A 24,385-nucleotide genomic window follows, 5' to 3' on the forward strand; every position below is an offset into this window, starting at 1 on the left:
ATAACGTAAGAAACCACTTATTCCTCGCTAAAACCTAATCTTCAGTCTTATAACAACATGCGATTACGTTAATTTTGACGTAACGCTAGGCTTGAAACAGGACTAGCCAGGAGCATCATCATGAACCACTTCGACGCTGACTACTGCTACTCATTCCCCGCAGTGCGTGGGATACAAGCCGGTCGCCCCTTCTATATCGCGACCTGCCCGATGCGCATCATCCCCAAAATTTTCAACTTCGATGAGAGCGAAGTACCCCCTGAATTGCGTGCTCAACGCACATTGAACAAATCCCGGATCCCGGAAATGGTGCGATACCTCTTGGAGAATCCCAAGGATTACGTATTCTCTGCCTTGACTGCGTCAATTGCTGTTGACGTCGAGTTTGCTGAGCACCCCGGCTCCAACAATCTGGGCACTTTACGGGTGCCCATGGATGCACAGATCCTGATCAACGATGGTCAGCACCGCCGCAAAGCTATCGAAGAGGCGTTGGTAGAGCGCCCCGAACTGGGTCAGGACAACATCCCTGTCTTGTTCTTTGTCGATGAAGGGTTAACCCGAAGCCAGCAAATGTTTGCTGATCTCAACAAGTACGCGGTCAAACCCAGTCCGTCACTGTCTACGCTCTATGACCATAGAGATCAAGGCTCTGAGCTTGCTCGCCATTTGGCTACTAGCATGGAGCCCTTCGTCGGGCTTACTGAGATGGAAAAGTCGAGCATCTCCCAGCTCTCCAGCAAGCTCTTCACCTTAAGTAGCATCAAGCAGGCAACCCGAGTCCTACTGGGCAAGGGACCTAAAGAGGGCTGCGCAGATGAAGAGGCCAAGCTGGCGGCTCTCTATTGGAAAGCGGTCTACGACCAGATGCCGGATTGGCAGATGGCCAGTCGCAAAGAAGTATCACCAGCCCAACTCCGGCAGGAGTATGTCCATGCTCACGGCGTCGGCCTGCAAGCTCTCGGTATGCTCGGCCGCTTTTTGATAAGCGAGCATCCTGATACCTGGCAAGCAGACCTTGGTAAGCTCAAGACCATTGACTGGCGCAAAACCAACCCGGAATGGATTCGCAGAACCATGTCGCATGGCAAGCTAAGCAAATCCACCACCGCGCTCCGTCTTACCTGCAACGCCCTTAAAACATCACTCAACCTCCCCCTCACTCCCGAGGAGAAGGTACTTGAAGCTCAGGTTGTCTCTCAATGAACCCCTTGATTCAGGCCCATGATCTGGCCGATTACGAAGATTTCATCAATACCGAGCCCTTTGCCGGCCGTCCACTGGCAGAGTATGTAGCTGAAGTACAACGCATCTATTGCGCTGACAAACGACCCTGGGTCATTGGTTATAGCGGAGGTAAAGACTCTTCTGCTGTGCTGACGCTGGTTTATCTGGCGCTGCTGGGGTTACCGCCCGAAATGCGCCACAAAGATGTCTTTGTCGTGTCATCAGACACCCTGGTCGAGACCCCTGTTGTCGTCGATTTGATCATTCGGACCATGGATCAAATCGAAAAGGGCGCCAAACGCGATGCGTTACCCATTACCTCTCACCCTGTCGTACCCAAAACCCATGAGACGTTTTGGGTAAACCTGCTCGGCAAAGGCTACCCTGCCCCGACTCGCAGCTTCCGCTGGTGTACCGAGCGAATGAAGATCAACCCGGTCAGTGACTTTATCAAAGACAAGGTCAGCCAGTTTGAAGAGGTGATCGTTGTGCTCGGCTCTCGCAGCAGCGAGAGTGCTTCCCGTGCCCAGGTCATTGCCAAGCACAAGATTGATGGAACCCGTCTTGCCCGCCATACCACGCTGGCCAATGCCTTCATCTACACCCCTATCGACACTTGGGATGTTGAGGATGTCTGGAAACTGCTGCGCGGCGCCTTCAAATACGCGCCAGATGATGTGGAGGAGTGGGAAAATCCCTGGGGCGGCAATAACCGCCCGCTCTGGACTCTTTATATGGACTCCTCGGGTCAGGGTGAGTGTCCATTGGTCATTGATGACAGTACCCCCTCTTGTGGTAATTCACGCTTTGGGTGTTGGACCTGTACCGTGGTCACCAAAGACCGAGCCATGGAGAGCCTGATCCAAAACGGCGAAGACTGGATGCTACCCCTGCTCAAGTTTCGTAATCAGCTAGCTCTGACCACAGACCCTGCGCAAAAAGATACCTACCGTAACTACAAGCGCCGCACCGGCAAGGTGAGCTACCAATACGCCAAAGAGGGTGAAGAGCTTAGCGCAGAGCGCAAGCACGTCCCCGGCCCTTATTGGCTGAGATACCGCCAAGAGTGGCTTAAAGAGCTGCTCGAGATGGAGCGTGACCTCAACCTGCGTGGCCACACCATTACTCTGATCACCAAGCCGGAGCTGCATGCGATTCGCCAGGAGTGGTTAACTGACCCTAACGAGCCGGATTGGAATGACTCACTGCCAGCTATATATCGGGAAGTATATGGCGAAGACCTCGACTGGCTAATCGACGATCAGTCACGCTTCAATGCCAGCGATGCCGAGCTGCTGGCACAACTAAGCCAGGGCTATGATGTCGAGCCCGAGATGGTGATGAAGCTGATAGAGCTCGAAATATCCCTTGAAGGGCTTAGCCGCCGCCAAGGCATTTTCGCCAAAATAGGCACCATCCTGAAACAGGATTGGGGCAGCCTCGAAGCCATAGAGCAGAAACAGGCACAGTTACAAAAACGCAATGAGCGCGATCTCTATCAAGAAGAAGTGGAACAAATTGAACAGTCGCTTGCTGAATTGCAAAAACAATTGGCACAAGCCGACGATATGGCAGCACTGTTTAGTGAGGCAGTAAAAAATGATCATTAAGAAGTTAGTCTTGCATAACTTTCGTGTATTTCGTGGTCACCACGAAATAGAGCTGACCCCACAAAAACGTGGAAATGAGAACATTGATAGGCCTATCGTGCTGTTTGGTGGCCTCAACGGCGCAGGCAAAACGTCGATTTTGTCAGCTATTCGTTTAGCGCTATATGGACGCCTGGCCTTCGATAACCTGATCCACAATCAGGACTATATTGACCAACTTACTGCACTGATCCATAACGGCGTCAGCGTCTCTCAGCAACCTAAAGATGCCTCGATTGAACTCGTGTTTACCTATAACCAGGGTGGCACTGAGTCTGAATTTACCGTTATTCGCAGCTGGAATCGCAATAAAAAAGATAGACTCAAACTGCTGCAAAACGGAGTCGAGCTGGACGAGCTTAACTATGAACAGTGCCAGGGTTTTCTAAATGAGTTAATCCCGCACGGTATTGCTGATCTCTTCTTTTTTGATGGCGAAAAGATCGCCTCATTGGCAGAGGATGAATCGGGCAAGATTCTGCAGACCGCGGTACGCCGCCTGCTGGGCCTTGACCTGATCGCCAAACTGCGCACCGACCTTGGCATCTATTTAAAGCAGCAAGGGGCCAAAGAGCTGGGCACCCAACAACAGCACAAATTGGCCGAGCTGGAGCAGAATAAAAAGCAGTTTGCCAAACAGGCCGAGCATTATCGATTTGAAGCTGATTTGGTGATGGCAAGGATTGGCCTGATTACCCAGGATATTCAGAAATATGAAGCCATGCTGGCAGCACAAGGCGGTGCTTTTGCGCGGACAAAAAATCAGGAGCAGCAGAAAGTAGCTGAACTGGTAAAAGAAAAAGAACAGCTTGAAAAGAGTCTGCGCCATGAATGTGATGGATCCCTCCCCTTTGCACTGGCCCCCAATACCATGGCCAAACTGCAGCAACAGCTGGCCAAAGAAATAGAGATAAAAAGGGCTCGCAGCTTTTCCCAAGAGCTCAACCTTTTTCTCGAACAGCTTAAAGCCAATATTGGCTTTAAAGGCAAAGAGACGCTGGCCATCACAACCCAGGCGATCGAAGAGCAGCTTGACAGCTTTATGGCCAACAAGCCGCAAGGTGAAGTTCTCTTTGATATCTCGGAGCGCGAGACTCACATCGTCATCGCGGCAATCAGTGAGGATTGCCAACGAGCCTGGAACAAATTTGATGCACAGCGTCGTAAATTAGCCGAGGTCGAACATCAACTGGAGCAAGCTGCCAGCAATATTGAGCGAGCACCTGATGATGAGCAACTGATGGATATCTTCCAAACCCTACGAGAGATGGACAATCAACGGCAAGAGGAGCGCCACAAATACAAGGCACTTTTGGAGCAAGCCAAGCAAGCGGTAATGAGTCAACTGGATTGCGCCCGCCAGATCCAAAAATTGCACGATAAAGCCAGAGAGCAATATGGTGCCGTGAGTGCAGTGCAATATGCCAATGAGACCATCAGTTTGCTGGATGAGTACAGCGATGTATTGACCCAAGCTCGGGTTAAAACGCTGGAGCAGAATTTTGAAGTGGCCTACCGAAAATTGGCCAGAAAAGAAGATCTGCAGATTAAGGCCAGGATCAATCCTCACACCTTTGATGTGGAGCTGGTAGACGAAGCGGGGATAGCTATCAATAGAAAGTCGCTCTCTGCCGGTGAGAAGCAAATTTATGCCATCGCGATCCTGGAAGCCTTGGCTAAAACATCTGGTCGACAACTGCCTGTCATTATTGATACCCCGCTGGGGCGCCTTGACTCACACCATAGAGACAAGCTGATTCATCATTACTTCCCCTATGCCAGCCATCAGGTGATCTTGCTGTCGACCGACACGGAGGTAGATGAACGCTATTTTGCCAGTGCTTTGGCTGATGATATCTCTCATGCCTATCAGATCCGATTTGATGCGCTGACCAGGTCATCAAAACTGACCAAAGGCTACTTCTGGAAAGAGAGTCCTGTCCAAGTACAAGCCAAGGAGGTTTGTTAATGCTCCCGAATCGCATGCAGCTCACCCGCCAAACGGAAGAGCAGCTTAAACGATTAAAAGCCAATACCGGGATCACTCCCAATGTGGCAGCACGTCTGGCTTTTTTTCGTTCAGTGGAAACTGATTTTCGCTACCATCCTGATCATAAAAAATTGGATGGCAGCCTGGTACTCGACAAGATAACTTGGCTGGGAGAAACCCTAGTTGTGACCGAGCTTACCCTCCAGATGATTTATCCTGACCTGGACCATAAAGAGTGGATAAAAGCATGGGCTGCTCATGTGGAAGATGGTATAGCAAGTTTAAGAAATCAAAAGAATCTTTTGAATATCACATTGAATATCGTCAACTCTAAAGAATAGACATCTATATTCAATAAATAAATAAATATCATACTCTTTACATAAAATCCGCATTTCCGATGTAAAAATGGTGGGCTTAAAGCCCACCAACAATCTATCTATATAAATCTTTTCATCTCTTTATATATATATCCAGAGCTTTTCGAAATCGCATCTATTTTATCAAAGTATCCATCTTGCATATCTATTTTTTTAAGATATCTCGCGAATACATCCTTTGAAACCACACCACCATAATTCAACTCTTTCAACTCAACTTGTTTATTATAAATATCTCTAAACAATCTTGTAAGAGCAATAAGACCTACTGTTTTATTAAGCACAGAGTTTCTATTGTTTTTACTCCAGCTTCTAGGCCATTTGCTTTCTACTGAACTAAAAAAGTTATATATATTCTCACCAATGGACACATCGTCGGCATTTATAAAACTCTTACGCAATGGCATCCGCTTATAACTTAATAAATCATCATCAGGAAGATTTGTATTTTTTAGGCCAAGAAATCTTTTTTTCTTCCCTAATAAAATATCTCTATCTAAGCTAGGCCTCTTGGATATTAACTTAACTATATTTTCTACAAAAGCCGCCTGGGTTATTAACTCGTTATCAATACCTTTAGTTTTAACGCCTAATCTTTTAATTCTATGATAGAAAGGTGATCCTTGAGAAGAATTCAAAAACACAGCAAGTTGATGCGCAGTTTTCGATGGATTCCTTGCCAAAGCTAATGACTCTAGATCATATACCAAACTCTTATTAACTTTAGTTTGATTCTGATTGACCATTGTAAAAACTTGAGCTTGCGTATGAAGGTCCGCCTCAATAAATATAGTTACCAACACCTCAAAATCGATAGAATCATCATTTTGAGAGATAAATTTAAAATCAGAACCCTCAAATCCAGCAAGTCTGTGTTGTCCATCCAGAATTTTTGCTACCTTACCTTTTTGGTCGTCATTGAAAATAATTTCCAATTTTCCACTGTCTAATGAAATAAATTTTCCATCTATTGCAACAATTATAGAGTTAGGAAAAGTAGCATCAACAGATTTTATATACTCGTTAATTTTCTTTACTCGAGTAGGGTTTAACTCTCTTTGAATTCCAAGATATGTTTCAAAATCATTTTCATTTTGTTCTCTCTCAAGCCTACGAACATCTGAGAATGAGATTGCATATAAATCCTTAGCTTTCATTACGCAGCAGTAAAACTCACCTATTGGCTGATTTATTTTTAGAAATTTCGTAATGATCTTATTCATTCAACAGTCCTACTTATTCTATTTTCTAACTGTGCAGAAAACTCATTTTGATTTTTTCTGTTTATATCAATTATATTCTTTGGTTTGTCATGATCAGACCAAACACCATAATACCAAACAATTATGGTAGAGAATACAATAGAACACCCAATCAATAAAATATCATCAGCAGAAACATTCATTTTTCTAGACATAATTTCTTCTAAACGAACAAAGCTAAAAATGAATGCGCCAACAGTAAAAGAGTATATTGAAAGAATGAACACTAATATGCTACATAAGCTTGACTTTTCGCTTAATATTTTCTTGTGAACATAAGGCACTAAAAAAGCTGAGCAATACAAGAAAACTTCACCTGATTTAAAGTTAGTTTTAAAAGCGTCAACGAAGCTATCTTCAGACCATATACACGCAATAAAAGCCCCCACCAGCACAGGGAGAAACGAAATAATAACCGTTATAATAAACTCTCTTGTCGCACGTCCAAAATGACATAGCTTATAATAAAGGCACATTAACAACTCCATCTATCTATAGCTCCCAAAATGCCCGATCCCGCATCATAGATACCTTTTTATCTCCATCAATATAGAGACTAAAGTGCTTATCCAGTTTGCGGATGGTTTCCATTAATTGTTCTTGCTCGGCCTTATCATCTTTATTAAAGATGGACTTGATATCGGCATTCTTGATCTCGGCGACGCGATGCACCACCCAGGTCAAAATATAAGAGCCGTAGTTGTTTTCCCCGGTTTTAAAGTGACTCAAGTCCTGGGTTGAGAGGATCACCCCCACCCCATACTCACGCCCCTCTTTCAGGATCTTGCGCAGGCTGGGGAAGTCCTGCGACATAAAGTTGTCGGCCTCGTCGACCAAGATCATCTTGGTTATCTGGCGATAATCGCCGTTGACTTGCGGTTTGCCGCGCTTTTGCATCTGCGAATAGAAGAGATCCAGCGTCAGGGCTACCACCAGGTTCTGGATCTGGGGTGAGTAGCCCGCCAGCTCGATCACCGTCACCCCATCGAGCAGCTCATACAGGGAGCTCACCTCATCCGGCATGGTTTCAAAGATCTCGTAAGTGACCAGCGAGTCGAGCGCCGCATAGAGAGAGTCTTCTTCTACCTTCTCCTGCTCAAGATAGAGATCCCATACCTGGGCCAAGGTGGGCGCAGGCCTTGACCAGGTGCTGGCGTCAGCTCTGCTGATCCCAGCCAGCTCATACGCATCGAGGATTAACTTGCGCAGCCGCAGCTGCTGCTTGGGCCCGAGGCCAAAGGCTTTGGCCAGGGTCTCGGCAAACCCGGTCGCGGTATGCACCGGCAGCATCGGCATATCGCCATAGAGCGAGAGCGGATTGTACGGCAGGCGATACAACTTCAGCCGCTTGCTCTGGTTGGCCTCACTAAAGGCATCGTCCACATAGTCGGATTTGTAATCGAAGATCAGCAGGCCGATCCGTGCCCCCTCGACATTGTTGTCTTGCTGGCGCATCAGCTGGGTGATCAGCGACTTGGTAAACTGGGTTTTGCCGGTGCCCATGGTGCCTATGATACCGGTATTGGTATTCATAAATCGGGCGGTATTGGTGGGCTCCCAATAGAGCGGCGCTTGCCGCAAAGCCTCGTGGCCAAACAGGATACGCATGGGCTCGATCAGCTTGCCGGTCGGCTCGTCTTCCATTGCAACAGGGGGAACCGGATCGGTGTTTTGGGCACCAGTGGCCGGTGCCACTGGCGCCATATCCATGTTCTTATTGCCCCCTTCTTTTGACTGTGGTTGAGAGCCAGATTCAGGCTCAGCCGCCTCTTCTCTGAGCCCCAGCAGATATTGTTTGTCTACATGGCACAGGGTCACCAACTCATCAAGCGCAGGGGCGCTACAGGCCTGAATAAGGCTACCCATCAAGGCGTAGGGCAGTTCAACCTGCAATACACCACGCTCGGTCATCTGGTAGTGAGGCACAAAGAAGCTGTCGTTTTCGATATGGGCGACGACAAAGCCTTCGGGATAGTCGGGCACGTTGGCTAGGGTATATTCCCCTTTGAGCCACCACTCCCGCTCGATCAACAGCGGAGCAAGCTGCGCAGGCTGCATCACCTGATAGAGGCACAGCTTGTCGACCTGCATCAGCACCTGGCGAATAAAGAGACCACGGTAGAGCCGCGCAGCCAAGGTATTGGGGCCAAGCACCTCTTCCATCAGGTAACGTTTAAGCTCCAGCGCCTGTTGCCCGGCATAGGCAAAGTCAGGTCTGACACCAGTCTTGACCTCCAGAGGCAACAAATAGAGTTGCTTGCCCTTGAAGCCGACAAAGAGCACGTCATCGGAAATGGCCCCTTTGCGATACCCATGCACCTGACGGGAGAACTCGCTGTCGCTCATCTTGAGGCCCACATTGCCGGAGACGCGGATCATCTCGGCCACGGAGAGGGGGACCCAGCAGATATCGGATTGCCGCAACAAGGCCGAGACAAACTTGTAAGCACCGATGATGCCGTTTTTCTCTTTGCGCTCCTTGTCATTGGCCGTAAGCATCTTGAGCAGCCATTCGCCGTTGAAGGCATTGAATTCGGAGAGCAGGGTCTCCCCTTGTCCGTGACCCTCTTTTTGCAACAAGCGTTTAAAGAGGTCTACCTGCTTGGTTACCGTGATGGCGTCATAACCGGCCGTGCTGGTGTATTGATCCGAGTAGTGGATCAGCACCACATCCTGCTGACTGGTGAAGAAATCGAGGGTCACCTTGGGATCGATGATGGTGGTCCACAGTGCGCTGTCATAAGAGCGGGTCAGCAGAGCCTTGAAATCGGCACTGACCGCCAGCCCCAGGCTGGTTGCCAGATAATGGGCATTGCTCTGGCTAGCCGGTTGCCACAGGTTGCCCAGCATACGGGCCACCCGCAGCGACTGCACCCCTTGATAGGGCACGCCACGCAGACCAAACGCGGTGAAATAGGCCGCCCCTTTCGTTTCAGCTGCTTCCCCGGCGATCAAGCCATCACACAACACACCACTCAGTGCCTCATCGGTATTGATGGGATGGCACTCTACCGGCTCCTGGTTGCGGAAGAACGCCAGATGGGCATAGGCAAACTGCTCGCGCTCGTTGGGCAGGGTGAACTTGCTGTAGGTAAGACGGCTGCGGATCAGGTCGATCAGCATATCGGCCTCAGCACGCAGCGCAGTGGTGTTCAAGCCAAGCCAGGTTTTTAGCTCGTCATAAGCGGCCGTTTCGGCAAAGCGGTCGAAGTCATTGAATTGCAACCGCTCATCGTAGAAGTTCACATGAATGGCGATCGCCTGCTCTTTGTGCAGCTTGAAGTGCTCGATCAAACCGAGGAAGAGCTCTGCCCCACTCGCCTGATTGATGGCATTGACGATCAGGGTGCTCTTGGCCCCGGCACTGAACAGACGAGAATAGGCCTGGGTAAACTCGGCCAATTTGTCGCGCACCAGACGCTTGATGTAGCTGTAGCTCTCCTGTTTTTGTGGCACCACGTCGAGCCAGAAGCTGTTCTCCCGCACCGGCAGCAGATGAGCGTAGCCAGAGTCATTGTCATAGACGAAAGGCAGCAAGCCAGATGCAACCAGGCGCTCGCGGGTCACCTCCGGCAATTCGGCAAAAGAGCTGACGCCATCTTCATCGCGATCGGCTTTTATCTCGGCCACCAGTTGCAGGTGATAGGCAAGTACCAAGGGGTGCAGCGGGCTTAGGCGTTGCCACTCATCCTGGCGGCACAGGCCAATGCGCATCAGCTGTTTGTGCTCGAGCGCCAACACCGCATTGGTCGGTATCTCGCACAATGCCGCTTCGTAGGCATCCAGCACCCGCTGTACCAGGGCGCAATAGCTATCGCCCCAGGCCACCAGGCTCGGCAATGTTTTCTTGTGTTGCAGATAGTCAAACAGGGCGGCATAAGCGCCATGTAAATCAGGGAACCTTGCACTAATCGCCGCAAGTGGCATTGGATCGGCAGTCAGACCGATATACAAGGCCCGCTCATCAACCATCCGAGCTTCGAGATTCAGCAGCTGCTGGCGGATCCCAACCACACCACTTTCGCTGTTATCGAAAATGATCTTGCCTTTGGCCCGCAGATACTCGGCATTACGGTCATCTCTGAGCAATTTGGCGAAACGATCCCGGTCAAACAGCAGCGGAACGCAAATGCTCTCATCGGCGGCCGGGCCCTCAATATTGATGGGCAAGCGACGCTCGCCATTGACCAGCTCAAACTGGATCTGTTCGCTCTGCTCGGCCAGCGCATCAAAGTTCACCCAGCCACAGGCGCTGCAGTCCACTTCGCCCTCATCGTCAGCCAGATGCATGATGGAGTTTTGCTCTGGGTTGACCTTGAACTTGTTCTCTTCCAGCAGCAGGGTCAGCCACTTCTTGCCCGCATCTACTCGGAAGCAATGCAACAGCTCATCGAAATAAAAATCCCCCTGCTCGACTACCAGACAACGGAACTTGTACTCTTCGGAGCGGTTATCGCGTTTGAGCTCAAGGCTAAAAAAGGTGGGTTCTCCTGTGACGGGCAAGGTCACCGTCGCCCAGCAACGTTTACCACCGACACGGCTGACAGAACAAGTGACCGCATTTTTGAGCGACCCATTGTGCATCAGTTTGAACTGGCTCTCGTCCAGATCATTACCGATGAAGGTAAAAGAGAGGTTGAGGGTTTTCTCTCCCGGCGGGAGCTGGATCAGCAGACTCAGGTCACGTTGTCCCGCCTTGCTCTGGCTTTTGGCTCTTTGTTGCAGTGAACCACTGTCAACGGCCACCTCTTCCAAAAGCAACTTTTGCGCTTTGTTGGCTTCAATCTCTTTCAGGTAGGCCTCGAATTCCAGATCACGCCAGCTCTCATCCTGGAAATGCTGGCGGATAAACTTGGCGCTGAACTCTTTCAGGACACTCTCGAGCTGATCGAGATCATAATGCTCAACCGCATCTTCAATCTCACGCCGCAGCTTGCGGTTGGCTTGGAGCCGCTTGCTGATCTGGGCCTTCTTGCCACTCCAGCTCAAAATGACCGGGTCATTGAATAGCTGGAGCTCATCAAATTCCAGAACACCATCTTGATCAAGTGCACTGAACAGAGGAGCAAACCCAAAGACGGTCGCTCCCTCTTCGGTGATGAGGGCCAGTTGCTCTTCAAGCAGGCAGGCTGACAGCTCCTTGTTACTGCTGCCAATATCTATCAGTGCACCAAGCTGCTGCGAGAGACTATCCGGATGCCAGATAGCACCGGGCGCCCCCAAATCAAGCGCACTGTTGATCAGGGTATCCAGCATGCTGTTGTGGATAATGAGCAGGGCTGCTTTTTCAAATTCTGCACTGCGCCCTGCGACCAGATCACGCAAACGGGAGATGTAGTTTTCGGTAAATCCCGGAGCCTCACCATGCAACACAGGTAAAACCCGCACGCCATTGCACTCTATGTATGGCAGGTCAATGCCATCGGCCGTAGCAAGAGTATTTGTGGCAGCAAAGGTCACCAGTGACTGATAGAGCACCAGACCGTTTTCTGCACTGGGGGATTTGAACTGGTAACGAGAGCCGGGTTCAATGTCGGCACTGACCCACTCGATGAAACGTTCGGCCAGAAAATGCTCAAAGGGTCTTGCGGACATATACGGCGTCTCCACTATCACTCATTCGTTCTACATTGCCCATGCGCTCATAGAAGCTGACCAGTTGCTGTAATGACTGGTTATCAAGATAAAAACCGCGCTGCTCGAAGCCTTTGCGCAGATCGTGCAGGCGCAGCTTGTCGGCCTTGCCGATGGTGAGATTGGTCAACAGCAACAGCTGATCCTGATTCAGTACCAGGGTGCGGCCAGCGGCCCCCCGGGCCTGAATGAAATCACTGAGCAGCTTCTCTTCCAACTCTTTGACATATTTCTTGTTCACACCGCCACGGGAGGTCTTGGCATCACGGAATTGCTCCAGTGCCAACTCTTTAAGCTGCTCAAAGGCTTCCGCCACGCTGTTGGTGAGAGGGCGTTCCGGCTGTAATTTACGGTTTTCTCTAAAGGCCTGTAGATAGTTATTCAAATCTTCCAGCAGCTGAGTCTGGTCAGCATATTCCCTGGCATCGCGATAAACCTGCCAGAGCGGTCTTTTCTTGGCATCCCCAGGCAACTGAAGCACGTCAAGGGCGGAAAGCAGCGGGAAAACCCGCTCGCAGGCAGCAGCCAGCAGCTTGTAGCCAGAACGTTTTACCGAAGTACGTTCAGAGCTGGCCTTTTCCGAATCGAGAATAAAGTAGAGAGGCTTGCTTTGGGGCTCATGTTGCCAGTCGGTCACATTCAGTGCCAGCTGAGCACAGTAAGCAAAGGCATAGAGCTTGAGTGTGCCAGGCAAGGCTTGCAGCAGGTACTGGGGATGTGCCGCCAAAAAGCGAATATCTTCACGAAATACGGCATTCAAAAAAGGCAGGTAAGGTTGCTCATCCTCATTTTTTACCAGGCTGCCGCCTTGAAGATTGCCTTGCAGAACGGACAACAGTTCTTGCTCGACAAAGTTGAGCTTGTCATCGAGCGCATCTTCAAGAAAGAAATCCCCCAACAGGCCTGCAAACAATTTGCACAACCGCGTATCTGGTGCGCTGAGATCGGCTTGTCCACTCTTCTTCCCTTTGGCCTTGAACAACAGGAACAGCGGTGAAATATGAAAGAGTGCGTCATTTGAAAAATAGGCTCGCTCAAGCACCTGCCAAAAATCAGGATCATCGAGCTTGCCTGCAAACCGGGCTTTGCACTCCTCCTTAAACTGCTCGAATTCATAGGCAGTCACCTGCTTGCGCAAGGACAGCCCCAGCACGACACCTGTCACGGTATCCCAGTCAAACTCATTGCCTTTGTTGCGAATGGGCCAGTAGTTGGTGAGCTTGTTTTTATCAACCGGAGCTAATCCGACAGGAATTGGATACAGAGACATGACTATCTGGTTCCTTCTACAGTGATCATGCCGTCATCCAAACCAAGACGGTAATGCTGATCACCTTCGTAATAGTGAAGAACAGGGCTCTTTTTAGCGACAGCGCGGATTTGCTCAACCATCTCATCAAGCAACACGATGGCATTCTTGTCGTACTTGTTTGGCCGATAGCCATTGTTGAGCTTGCAGATCAGCTCAAACAGATTGAGGTTGATAGCCATTGGTGCCAAGGGCTGATCATCAACCTTCAGATAGGCGCTGAAATGATCGTGTTTCTCGACATGCTGGCGCTGAATTGCGCTGTAATCAGCTTTCAGTTCGACAGGTGCCGCGACATGACACTGGCCAAATTGACCAAGAGAAAGTTCTCGCTTTGACAACTCAGGGGCATTGCGGTTGGCATAAACAAAAATGGCCGGGATCAGCGCTTTCACATAGAAATTGCGCAAGGCCAGCTGGCTTCCACCCTCCCCAAGGTACTGACTATGCTGCAGCCAGACAGTGGCATAGTGTTCAAGTACCTGCTCTTCAAAATCGACTTTGAATTGGTGATGGTAGTTATTGCCAAGCTCACAGTCCTTAAGCAGATAAAAAAGGCGCAGAAGGGATGCGGCTTGACCCGCTTTATCACGAGGCTCGTTGAATATGAGCCCCAGTTTTGCCAGCTCGTCCATAAAGGCATCCAGCGCCTCATCCGGTAGATTCAGCTCATAACGCAGCACAAACTGGTCTACCGCTTGGGAATGAATCAAGGCAGGATCAAAGTCAGCAAGACGCAGGCTTAGCTCGCTGTCTTTAGCCAGAAACAGGTTGTCAAAGAGGTAATGCTCCCCGGCCAGAAGCTGATGCAACAGATCCAGCAAGGCGCGAGTCGTAATGAATTGATCCTTGATCAAACGGGTTTTGAACAGAGTGGTAATGATAATCTCTTGCACGTGCTCATTGGCCAACAGCCTGAAATTGGCGATGAGGCGCATGTCGCGTTGGCGTTGCTCATCTGCAAGGGCAATAGCATGAAACAGATTGGCATCGGTTGGCTGAGTTAACCGCTTGAGCAGTTGACGCATAAAGCTTGAATAGCTGCCAGCGTCATCATTAAAACGAAATTTTGGATAGGACTCGAAATCCAGAAAGTGATATGCCCCTTGCGTTCTCTCGCCACTATCCAAAAAACGCTCGATCACGCCACGCAACACACTGTGCCGCTCAGCCCCTTCTTTGGCAAAGTTGGCCAGCATACCGATATTGATACCAACCACCAGGGGGTGAGCCCCCTCTCCTGCACGATCAAAGAGTTCGTTTAGCGCATCGATTGCTGATTGATGAGGCGAAAAGCTATGGGTTGCATCCAGATGGAAGGTATATCTGTTTTTATATTGCTCATAGCTACGTGACAATATTTCAGATTTGCCATCACCACTACTGCCGCATAAAAACACGCACTCGCCAGGCAGCAATGCACGGAGGCACTTTTCAAAGTCATGCTCTATTTCGGGTGTAACGTAGAGATAATCCTTGAGATCATCAAACAGATCTCTCTGACGTTGTGTTGTCGTCTTGACCGAGAAAGAAGAAGATTTAGCCAAGACCCCGAGGGCCTTGCGAAGGGGGATTGAGCTCACGGTATAACCCTGCCATTTCCATATCTGCAAGATAGTAACCGATTGAATCATTGAGAGACTACTAGAAAGACGTGTCTTTGTATGACTCCTTGCGCTCTGTCATATCATCCCCTAATGGCTAATCTAGCTTTCTCACACCATTCGCCCTGAACGAGCCGCTTTTAAAGTAAAGCTGTCGCCAGCGCCTCCGCCTCGGTTGCTCCACATTTAGGTTGCCCCCTACTGCCACCAAAACGAAAGTTGCCTATTTTAGGAGGTCCCTGATCGTGCCATCACGATTAACCACCACATTACACATCCAGCTCAAGGCGGCTTTAATGGCCATCAAACTGCTGGCAATGTCATGTGTTAACTCGAGATTGCTAGCCAACCCCCAGAGCGCCCCCCACGGCACCCGGCACCCGGCACCCGAAAAATCGTTTTCTTTTTAGACAAATAATCTGAGTTAAATCAAATAACGTTGTGAATGACCTTTGCTATGGTGAGGAAATAGCAAGCGGCCTCCCTGTCGCTTCCCCTGCTGGCTCCGCCAGATGCAGCATTTTCTGCGCCTTGAAAGCGAGTTTATAACGCCATGATCACCATCACCCTCGATGGGGCTCAGTGGACGGTTGACCCGACCCAAACCCTGCTCCAGATAGCCAAACAGCACCAGACTGATATCCCCTCCCTGTGCGGTGACAACACCAGCGGCCCCAAGATACCCTGCGATCTCTGCGTGGTGGAGATTGCCGGTCTCGGTATCCGGCGTGCCTGCGAGACCTACCCGGAGGCAGGGATGATGATTGCAACGCAAAGCGATGCCCTGCGCGCCCACCGTCAGCAGGCTCTCGGCCGCATCCTTTCGGATCACTACGCCGATTGCGAAGCCCCCTGCCAGCGCGCCTGCCCGGCCGGGGTGGACATTCAATCCTATCTGCATCACATCGCCATGGGGGATCACCAGGCAGCGATGGCCGTTATCAAGCAGACCCTGCCGATGCCCCTCTCCATCGGCCGGGTCTGTCCCGCGTTTTGTGAGGCCGAGTGTCGCCGCACCCTGGTGGATGAGCCGCTGGCCATTCGCCAGCTAAAACGCCATGCCGCCGATCTCGACCTGGCCGATGTGGCCCCCTATCAACCGGTGAAGAAGCCCGCCAAGGGCAAGCGGGTTGCCATTATCGGCAGCGGTCCGGGCGGCCTCACCTGCGGTTATTACCTCGGCTACGAGGGATTCGAGGTCGACCTGTTCGAGGCGATGCCCGAAGCGGGTGGCTGGCTGCGTTACGGCATCCCCGAATACCGGCTGCCCAAGGCCATTCTCGATCAGGAGATCGAACTGATGTGCCAAAGCGGCATGCGGATCCACACCGAGCAGCGACTGGGCCAGCAGATCACCCTCTCAACGCTTTGCCGCGACTATGATGCGGTCTGTCTGGCGGTTGGCGCCTCCAAAGCGGTGCCGATGGATTACCCCGGCAGTACCCTGGCCGGCTGTTATCTCGGGGTCGATTACCTCAAGGATCAGATGCTGGCCAAACGGCTCACCACCGGCAAAAAGGTTGCGGTGATCGGGGGTGGTAATACCGCGATCGACTGCGCCCGCACGGCGGTCAGGCTGGGCGCTGAAACCACCCTTATCTATCGCCGCACCCGCGCCGAGATGCCCGCCGAAGCCTATGAGATCGACGAGGCGGAGCAGGAAGGGGTGCGCTTTTTGATGCTCACCAATCCGGTGGAGAATCTGGCCGATGAAGCTGGCCGCGTCTGTCAGGTGCGCCTCGAGAAGATGGCCCTCGGCGAGCCGGACGCCTCCGGCCGCCACCGCCCGGAGCCCACTGGCGAGTACCTCATCGAAGCGTTTGATACCGTGATTGCAGCGGTGTCGCAGCGACCGGATCTGAGCTTTATGGAAGGGGAATCCCTCCCCCTCCCCTTCACCCGCTGGCAGACGCTGGAATCCCACCCCGAGACCATGCACAGCGGCCACGGCAACCTGTTCGCCATCGGCGATCTGCGCCGCGGGCCCGCCACCGCCATCGAGGCGGTCGCCGATGGCCGCAAGGCGGCGCTGGCCATCGATCAGTTCCTCCACGGTGACATGATCGATCCGGTGCACCCCTTCAACGCCTGCAAGGCCCCCAAACTCAAGCAGGTCGATCCCGCCCAGTTTGCCCATCTCAAGCAGGTCGCCCGCACCATCATGCCTCATCTGGCAGACGCCGAGCGGGAGGGAAGCTTTGCCGAGGTGGAGCGCGGGCTGAGTGATGCCGATGCCCGCAGCGAAGCCAGCCGCTGCCTCGAGTGCGGCTGTCAGGCCAACACCGATTGTGCGCTGCGCGACTACGCCACCGAATACAAGGTCGATCAGAGCGCTCTCGATACCAGCCAGTGCCAGAGGTTTGCAGTGGATGACAGCAGCGAATTTATCGTGTTCGATGCCAACCGCTGCATCGGCTGCGGCCAGTGCGTGCAGACCTGTGGTGAGCAGGCGGTGCAGGGGGTGCTGCGCTTTGCCAAGCACAGCGATGGCACCCTCTCGAATCGGCCGCAGTTCGATGCGGGACTCTCGATGGGCGACTCCCACTGCGTGCAGTGCGGCGCCTGCGTGCAAGTCTGCCCCACCGGCGCCCTGGTGGATGCCCGCGACAAGTCGCAGGGGCGCACCGAACTGCTCACGCCGGTCAATACCATCTGCACCTACTGCGGGGTCGGCTGTGGCGTCACCCTCTACGTCGATGAGGCGCACAACCGCATCCGCTATGTTGAGGGGAATCGCAACTCACCAGTCAATCAGGGGCTGCTCTGCGTCAAGGGACGCTTCGGTTTTGACTTTATCCAGAGCGAGGAGCGCCTCACTACACCGCTTATCCGCAAGGATGGCGAGCTGGTGCCCGCCAGCTGGCAGGAGGCCATTGCCCTGGTGGCCGAGCGCTTCACCGCCCTGCGCCAACACTATGGCAGCGATGCGCTGGCGGGTTTCTCGTCGGCCAAAACCACCAACGAAGAGAACTACCTGTTCCAGAAGTTCATGCGCCGGGAGCTTGGCACCAACAACGTGGATCACTGTGCGCGGCTCTGCCACGCCTCCACCGTTACCGGGCTGGAGGCATCCCTCGGCAGCGGCGCCATGACCAACGACATCCCGAGCATTGATCACTCGGATCTCATCTTTATCATCGGCTCCGATACCTCGGCGGCCCATCCCATTATCGGCTCCCATATCAAGCGGGTGGTGAAAGCGGGCAAGGCGCGGCTGGTGGTGGCCGATCCGAAACGGATCGAGATGGCCGATCACGCCAGCCTCTATCTGGCCCACCGCCCCGGCACCGATGTGATGCTGCTCAACGGTCTGATGCAGCAGATCATCCAGCACGACTGGCACGACAAGGCCTATATCGCCGAGCGGGTAAACGGGTTCGAGGCGCTGCAGGCCGAAGTGCTCTCCCCCGCTTATGCACCGGACAAGGTGGCCCTTGTCACCGGCGTACCGGCCGAGCAGGTGATTGAGCTCGCCCGCCTCATCGGCACCGCCGAGCGCACCGCCATCTACTACTCCATGGGGATCACCCAGCACACCACCGGCCACGACAACGTGCGCGCCATCGCCAACCTGCAACTGCTGTGTGGCAATATCGGCATCGAAGGGGGCGGTATCAACCCGCTGCGGGGCCAGTCCAACGTGCAGGGCGCCTGTGACATGGGGGCGCTGCCCAACTGCCTGCCCGGCTATCAGAAGGTGGCCAACCCCGAGGTACATGCCCGCTTCGCAACCGCCTGGCAGCAACCCGACCTACCAAGCAAGCCCGGCCTTACCCTCACCGAGACCATTGATGCCGCCTGCGCAGGGACCATCAAGGGGCTCTATGTGATGGGGGAGAACCCGGTGCTGAGCGATCCGGATCAGCATCATGTCATCGAGGGGCTCAAGCAGCTGGCGTTTCTGGTGGTGCAGGATATCTTCCTCTCGGAAACCGCCCAGCTCGCCGATGTGGTGCTCCCCTCCTGCTCCTTTGCCGAGAAGAGCGGCCACTTCACCAACACCGAGCGGCGGGTGCAGCGCATCTCCCCAGCCCTCAAGGCGCCGGGTGACGCGCGGGAGGATTGGTGGATCATCCAGCAGATCGCCAACGCCATGGGTGGCGACTGGCACTATCAACACCCGCAGGAGATCACCGCCGAGATCTGCCGGGTCACTCCGCAATACGCCGGCATCCAGTGGGACAAGGTGGGAACGCAAGGGCTGCAGTGGCCCTGCAACGAGGCGGCGCCCGCAGGCACTCGCCTACTCCACGGCAAGCAGTTCACCCGTGGCAAGGGGGAGATGGTCGCCACCCCGTTCCGCTATGCCGCTGAACTGCCCGACGAGACCTATCCCATCGTGCTCACCACCGGCCGCCTGCTGGAGCAGTTCCACACCGGCACCATGACCCGCAAGACCAAGGGGCTCGACAAGCTGGCCGGACCAAGGGTGATGATGAGCGTGCAAGATGCCGAGCGCCTCGGTATTGGTAACAGCGAGCGGGTGAAGGTCACCAGTCGCCGCGGCCATATCGAACTGCCCGCCTTCGTCACCAAGCGGATGCAACCGGGCGTGGTCTTTATCCCGTTCCACTTCGCCGAAGCCCCGGCCAACCGGCTCACCATCAATGCCACCGACCCCCACGCCAAGATCCCCGAGTTCAAGGTCGCAGCAGTGCGGATCGACAAGCTGGAGTGCCAACTGCAAGCGGGGCAGCACACCATGCAGGGGGAACCGGCCAAGTCAGAAACGGAGCTGGTCTGATGGGAATAGCAAAACCTGAGTAGCCGCCTGCCGGGAGAGTTGGCCCGCTGACCCTTCCCTCTTGCTGTTGCAATAGCAAAAGAGGGGTATGAGAAGGGGCCTCCAACCAAAATGCACAAAGGGTTAGCTTCACTGAGAAGCTAACCCTTTGTTTTAGATGGTGCCGATAAGGGGAATCGAACTCCTGACCTTCGCATTACGAATGCGCTGCTCTACCAACTGAGCTATACCGGCTTGTTGCTATCCACATTTATGAAAAATGGCCGGCAAGTCAATTGAACCAACTCGATTTTATGAGTTGGCTCATGGTGTTAGCGCCCGATTTACAGATCTGCAAACTCGGGGATATGGGCCCGGCCACGACTCTCGAGGAAATCGAGCAGGGCACGGGGGGATCGCACCAGGATCCGCTCGTGCGGGAAGCCGGCTTCGGTCACCAGACGGTGGCAGTGGTCAAAATCGCCGAGGGTAAATGCCACGTGGGAATCGGAGCCGAAGGTGAGATAGGCCCCCAGATCTCGCGCAGCTTCGACGATGGCGCGGCAGTTGCCTTCGCTACCGGGGCGCGAGTGAATGAAGGAGGAGTTGTTGATCTCCAGCGCTACCCGATAGTCGGCCGCCGCCTTGACCACCGCCTGAATATCGATGGGAAATGCGGGGTTGCCCGGGTGGCTGATCATATCGACCCGGCCGCTCTTGATGGCGTTGATCATCGCTTGGGTGTGGGTAGCCTGATCGCAGGGAGGGAATACCTGCTCATGAAAACCCGCCATGATCATGTCCAGACGCGACTCGTAGCGCTCGGGGAAGTCGATCTCACCGTCGAGGTTTTTGATGTTGGCCTCGATACCCCGCAAGATCCCCACCCCGTCTACCACCCTTGGCAAGATCGGCAAGTTGGCAAAGTGCCAGACATGAGGGGCATCGGCCATCTCGGGCCCATGATCCGTGGTGGCAAACAGTTTTATCCCCTTGGCTCTGGCGATGGGCAGATAGTCGTGGATGGTGCTGTAGGCGTGGGTGCTGGCAATGGTGTGAGTGTGGGTATCGACCGGGTACTTCATCTTCTCTCCCCTCAAATTTTGAAGAGGCAGCATAGCAAAGTAGGGGGAATTGGGCCACGCCAGTGCTTGCCACACTTTGTCACAAAATACCGCGAAGCTGACATAGTCTGAGTGGCCCTGGCTGGCATACTTCCCCCGTCGATACATGCCTGAACTCGTATCGACGGTTTGCCGTCAGGATGACGCGAACTCACTTTCCCCACCGTCGCACTTTGCGGCGGTTTTTTTTGTCCGCAAGCCGCAAACTGGTAACAAACGCGCAAAAAAAGGCCCAACTAGCATGGCGCAGGTTGGGCAAGACTTAATGTTTAATTGCAGTGGCATAGATATAGAGTCCTGCTTTTTGACTAAGTTCCGCCCACTTTGCGTTTTTATCAAAAAACATTCTGCTAACACCCATTCACATTCCCTTGACACTTCGCATTATGAAACGTACTTTTTAAACATTCGTTTAAGTGAGGTGTCCAGTGAGTAAAATCGATACCAAAAACCGTATTCTCGACGCCGCTGAAGTGCTGTTTGCCGAGCGGGGATTCGCCGATACCTCTTTGCGTCTGATCACCAGCGAGGCCGACGTCAACCTGGCGTCAGTGAACTATCACTTCGGCTCCAAGAAAGAGCTGATCCAGGCGGTACTCGACCGCTATCTGAGCCTGTTTATGCCAGATCTTGATGCCCGTCTGAACACCCTGATGGAGCAGGAGCAGCTGACTCTGCTGCAACTGTTTGAAAGTTTCGTCGAGCCGCTGATGAAACTCTCGGCGGTGCGGGCCAACGGCCCGGCCATCTTTATGCAGCTGCTGGGGCGTGGCTATATCGACAGTCAGGGCCACCTGCGCCGCTTTATCACTACCCATTACGGCCCCATTCTGATGCGGATCACCCAGGCCATCTCCAAGGCAAATCCAGCCCTGTCGCCGGCGGATCTCTTCTGGCGCCTGCACTTCACCCTGGGCACCGTCGTCTTCACCATGGCCTCCGCCGATGCGCTGCGCGACATCGCCCTGGCCGACTTTGGCCAGCAGCTCGATGTGGAGGGGCTGGTGCGCAACGTTATTCCTTATCTGGCGTCCGGTGTCGGTGCGCCCGTGGAGTCGACCAGGCTCTCCCTGGCCGTGTAACAACCAACAATAAATCAACGGAAACAGTGAAATAGAAGGAACTTCGGTATGATCACATTGCTTATCCTGCTGGTGCTGGCGATTGCCGTAGTGCTTGGCGTCCCCTCACTGCGCAAACAGTGGGTAACCCGTCCGGTATTCGGCATCTTCAAAAAGATACTGCCGCCCTTGTCAGCTACCGAGCGGGAGGCCATGGAAGCCGGCTCCGTCTGGTGGGATGGCGAGTTGTTTCGCGGCAACCCCGACTGGAAAAAACTGCACAGCTACGGCAAGGCCGAGCTGACCGCAGAGGAGCAGGCCTTTATCTATAATCAGGTCGAAACCCTGCTCGCCATGGTTGACGACTTCAAGATCGTCAACGAAACCAAAGACCTGCCGGAGCCGGTCTGGGACTATCTGAAGAAGGAAGGCTTCTTCTCCCTGATCATCCCGAAATCCTACGGCGGCCGTGAATTCTCGGCGATTGCCAACTCCACCATCGTCACCCGCATCGCGACCAAGAGCCTGAGCGTGGCGGTCACCGTCATGGTGCCGAACTCTCTTGGCCCGGGCGAGCTCTTGATGCACTACGGCACCCAGGCCCAGAAAGATTTCTGGCTGCCGGGGCTGGCCAATGGCACAGAGGTCCCCTGCTTCGCCCTGACCGGGCCGGAAGCGGGCTCCGATGCCGGCGCCATTCCTGACAAGGGGATCATCTGCAAAGGGATGCACAAGGGTGAAGAGGTGCTGGGTATTCGCCTCAACTGGAACAAGCGCTACATCACCCTGGCCCCCCGCGCCACCGTGCTGGGGCTGGCGTTCAAGCTCTATGACCCGGAAAAACTGCTGGGTGACAAGGAGGAGCTGGGCATCACCTGCGCCCTCATCCCCACCAACCACCCCGGCGTGCGAGTGGGCGATCGCCACTACCCCATGGGTCTGGCATTTATGAACGGCCCGACCTTCGGCAAGGATGTGTTCATTCCGCTCGACTGGATCATCGGCGGCCCGGAGTACGCTGGTCGCGGCTGGCGCATGCTGGTCGAATGCCTCTCCGCCGGTCGCGGTATCTCGCTGCCTGCCCTTGGCACCGCCTGTGGCCACATGGCGAGCCGCACCGTGGGCGCTTACTCCTACGTGCGCAAGCAGTTCGGCATGTCCATCGGCAAGTTTGAAGGGGTACAAGAGGCGCTGGCCCGCATCGGTGGCCTCACCTATCAGCTGGAAGGTGCCCGTCGCATGACCGCCGGTTCCCTGGACTTGGGTCAGGCACCGGCCATCGTCACTGCGATTTCCAAGTACCACATGACCGAGATGGCACGCCAAGTCATGGATGACTCCATGGATATCCACGCCGGTCGTGCCATCCAGCTGGGGCCGAAAAACTACACCGGCTACGCCTACATGGGTATTCCGGTCGCCATCACGGTGGAAGGGGCCAACATCCTGACCCGTAACCTGATGATCTTCGGGCAAGGGGCCACCCGCTGTCACCCGTATGTCTTCGGTGAAATGGAAGCGGCCGCCGACACCGATGTGGAACGCGGCCTCGAGAAGTTTGACGCCCTGCTGGTCAAGCACGTCGCCTTCGGTGCCGGCAACTTCTTCGGCTCCCTGTTCCAGGGGCTGACCCTGGGTCAGTTCAACAAGGCACCGGTGGCTGGCGAAACCGCTCGCTACTACAAACAGCTCTCTCGCATGAGTAAAGGGCTGGCCCTGTGCGCCGATGTCTCCATGCTGATGCTGGGTGGCGATCTCAAGCGCAAGGAGATGATCTCCGCCCGTCTGGGTGACGTGCTGAGCCACCTCTATCTGGCCTCCTCGACCCTCAAGCACTACGAGGATCAGGGCCGCATGGTCTCCGATCTGCCGTTCGTGCAATATGCGGTGGAGCGCAACCTCTACCTGATTGGCAAGGCGTTCGAGGGCTTCTTCCAGAACTTCCCGAACAAGGTAGTGGGTGTCGTGCTCAAGCGGGTGGTGTTCCCGTTCGGCGTCGGTTACAAAATGCCGGCCGATGATCGCTGCCACGCCATCTGTCTGGCCATGATGAAGCCGGGCGAACTGCGCGATCGTCTCACCGCTCTGTGTTATGTGGGCAAGGACGAGGCGGATCCGGTCGGTCTGATGGAGCGCGCCTTCCAGGCCATGGTCGCCGTTCAGCCCTATGAGAAGAAGCTGGTACAGGCCCAGAAAGAGGGCAAACTGCCCCGCAAGATGGCCCTGCCAGAACTGGTGGAAGCCGCTTTGGCCAAATCGGTACTGAGCAAGGACGAAGCGGACAAACTGCTGGCCGCCGATGCCCTGCGCTACGAAGCCATTCAGGTCGACAACTTCGCCCCGGGCGAGCTGGAAGGCTTCTCTCAGAAAGCAAACAAGCAGCCCAGCAAGGTCGAGCACGCAGCCTGATCTCATGGCAAAC

Annotated in this window: 13 protein-coding genes and 1 tRNA gene; 7 read left to right on the forward strand and 7 right to left on the reverse strand. The window is 53.8% G+C overall.

All coding sequences use genetic code 11. The annotated features are described in order from the left end of the window. Window positions 1–120 precede the first annotated feature (120 nt). The 4 genes from dndB to dndE are packed head-to-tail and all read left to right on the forward strand — an operon-like array spanning window position 121 to window position 5,207. Window positions 121–1,206: a DNA sulfur modification protein DndB gene (dndB, locus tag BN1117_RS04925; protein ID WP_040095314.1), complete on the forward strand. Its 1,086-nt coding sequence runs from the start codon at window positions 121–123 to the stop codon at window positions 1,204–1,206. Further along, window positions 1,203–2,837 carry a DNA phosphorothioation system sulfurtransferase DndC gene (gene dndC, locus BN1117_RS04930; RefSeq protein WP_040095316.1) on the forward strand — a complete coding sequence of 545 codons (1,635 nt, stop codon included), beginning with the start codon at window positions 1,203–1,205 and terminating at the stop codon, window positions 2,835–2,837. Before dndB ends, dndC begins: the two co-directional genes overlap by 4 nt. Next, a complete protein-coding gene (gene dndD / locus BN1117_RS04935; RefSeq protein ID WP_040095318.1) occupies window positions 2,827–4,845 on the forward strand; it encodes a DNA sulfur modification protein DndD in 2,019 nt (672 codons plus the stop codon). The genes dndC and dndD overlap by 11 nt, the downstream gene beginning before the upstream one ends. Beyond that, entirely contained in the window at window positions 4,845–5,207 is a 363-nt protein-coding gene (dndE, locus tag BN1117_RS04940) for a DNA sulfur modification protein DndE (protein WP_040095320.1), read from the forward strand. Before dndD ends, dndE begins: the two co-directional genes overlap by 1 nt. Window positions 5,208–5,305: 98 nt before the next feature. On the opposite strand, the gene BN1117_RS04945 is transcribed toward dndE, so the two are convergent. Genes BN1117_RS04945 through dptF form a run of 5 tightly spaced genes read right to left on the reverse strand, consistent with a single transcriptional unit; the run spans window position 5,306 to window position 15,034 of the window. Next, on the reverse strand, window positions 5,306–6,469 hold the full coding sequence (locus tag BN1117_RS04945) for a DGQHR domain-containing protein (protein ID WP_040095322.1): 1,164 nt from the start codon (window positions 6,467–6,469) through the stop codon (window positions 5,306–5,308). Next, window positions 6,466–6,996, reverse strand: coding sequence for a hypothetical protein (locus tag BN1117_RS19350; protein ID WP_156129877.1), 531 nt, complete (start codon window positions 6,994–6,996; stop codon window positions 6,466–6,468). The genes BN1117_RS04945 and BN1117_RS19350 overlap by 4 nt, the downstream gene beginning before the upstream one ends. 4 nt (window positions 6,997–7,000) lie before the next feature. Further along, window positions 7,001–12,103 (reverse strand): DNA phosphorothioation-dependent restriction protein DptH, encoded by a 5,103-nt coding sequence (gene dptH / locus BN1117_RS04950; RefSeq protein ID WP_040095324.1) that lies wholly within the window; start codon window positions 12,101–12,103, stop codon window positions 7,001–7,003. Next, window positions 12,084–13,412, reverse strand: coding sequence for a DNA phosphorothioation-dependent restriction protein DptG (gene dptG / locus BN1117_RS04955; protein WP_082032547.1), 1,329 nt, complete (start codon window positions 13,410–13,412; stop codon window positions 12,084–12,086). The genes dptH and dptG overlap by 20 nt, the downstream gene beginning before the upstream one ends. A gap of 2 nt (window positions 13,413–13,414) precedes the next feature. Further along, window positions 13,415–15,034 carry a DNA phosphorothioation-dependent restriction protein DptF gene (gene dptF / locus BN1117_RS04960; RefSeq protein WP_040095394.1) on the reverse strand — a complete coding sequence of 540 codons (1,620 nt, stop codon included), beginning with the start codon at window positions 15,032–15,034 and terminating at the stop codon, window positions 13,415–13,417. A 574-nt stretch (window positions 15,035–15,608) separates the two neighbouring features. Here dptF and fdhF point away from each other — a divergent pair. Next, a complete protein-coding gene (fdhF, locus tag BN1117_RS04965; protein WP_040095326.1) occupies window positions 15,609–19,799 on the forward strand; it encodes a formate dehydrogenase subunit alpha in 4,191 nt (1,396 codons plus the stop codon). Window positions 19,800–19,957: 158 nt separating this feature from the next. Here the strand turns inward: fdhF and BN1117_RS04970 are convergent. After that, window positions 19,958–20,033 (reverse strand) — tRNA-Thr (locus BN1117_RS04970). Between the two features lie 89 nt (window positions 20,034–20,122). Further along, window positions 20,123–20,863: a phosphatase gene (locus BN1117_RS04975; protein WP_040095328.1), complete on the reverse strand. Its 741-nt coding sequence runs from the start codon at window positions 20,861–20,863 to the stop codon at window positions 20,123–20,125. Window positions 20,864–21,330: 467 nt separating this feature from the next. Here BN1117_RS04975 and psrA point away from each other — a divergent pair, with 467 nt between their 5' ends. Next, entirely contained in the window at window positions 21,331–21,984 is a 654-nt protein-coding gene (gene psrA / locus BN1117_RS04980) for a TetR family transcriptional repressor PsrA (protein WP_040095329.1), read from the forward strand. 48 nt (window positions 21,985–22,032) lie between these two features. Continuing rightward, window positions 22,033–24,372: an acyl-CoA dehydrogenase gene (locus BN1117_RS04985; RefSeq protein WP_040095331.1), complete on the forward strand. Its 2,340-nt coding sequence runs from the start codon at window positions 22,033–22,035 to the stop codon at window positions 24,370–24,372. Window positions 24,373–24,385 lie beyond the last annotated feature (13 nt).

The organism is Aeromonas australiensis, assembly GCF_000819725.1.
GTDB classification, from domain to species: domain Bacteria; phylum Pseudomonadota; class Gammaproteobacteria; order Enterobacterales; family Aeromonadaceae; genus Aeromonas; species Aeromonas australiensis.

Excerpts from the sequence above, each read along its gene's own strand:
- dptG (WP_082032547.1), bottom strand. The coding sequence starts at position 13,412 with ATGTCTCTGTATCCAATTCCTGTCGGATTAGCTCCGGTTGATAAAAAC.
- BN1117_RS04975 (WP_040095328.1), bottom strand. The coding sequence starts at position 20,863 with ATGAAGTACCCGGTCGATACCCACACTCACACCATTGCCAGCACCCAC.
- fdhF (WP_040095326.1), top strand. The coding sequence starts at position 15,609 with ATGATCACCATCACCCTCGATGGGGCTCAGTGGACGGTTGACCCGACC.
- dndB (WP_040095314.1), top strand. The coding sequence starts at position 121 with ATGAACCACTTCGACGCTGACTACTGCTACTCATTCCCCGCAGTGCGT.
- BN1117_RS04945 (WP_040095322.1), bottom strand. The coding sequence starts at position 6,469 with ATGAATAAGATCATTACGAAATTTCTAAAAATAAATCAGCCAATAGGT.
- dndE (WP_040095320.1), top strand. The coding sequence starts at position 4,845 with ATGCTCCCGAATCGCATGCAGCTCACCCGCCAAACGGAAGAGCAGCTT.
- BN1117_RS04985 (WP_040095331.1), top strand. The coding sequence starts at position 22,033 with ATGATCACATTGCTTATCCTGCTGGTGCTGGCGATTGCCGTAGTGCTT.
- dndD (WP_040095318.1), top strand. The coding sequence starts at position 2,827 with ATGATCATTAAGAAGTTAGTCTTGCATAACTTTCGTGTATTTCGTGGT.
- dndC (WP_040095316.1), top strand. The coding sequence starts at position 1,203 with ATGAACCCCTTGATTCAGGCCCATGATCTGGCCGATTACGAAGATTTC.
- BN1117_RS19350 (WP_156129877.1), bottom strand. The coding sequence starts at position 6,996 with ATGGAGTTGTTAATGTGCCTTTATTATAAGCTATGTCATTTTGGACGT.
- dptH (WP_040095324.1), bottom strand. The coding sequence starts at position 12,103 with ATGTCCGCAAGACCCTTTGAGCATTTTCTGGCCGAACGTTTCATCGAG.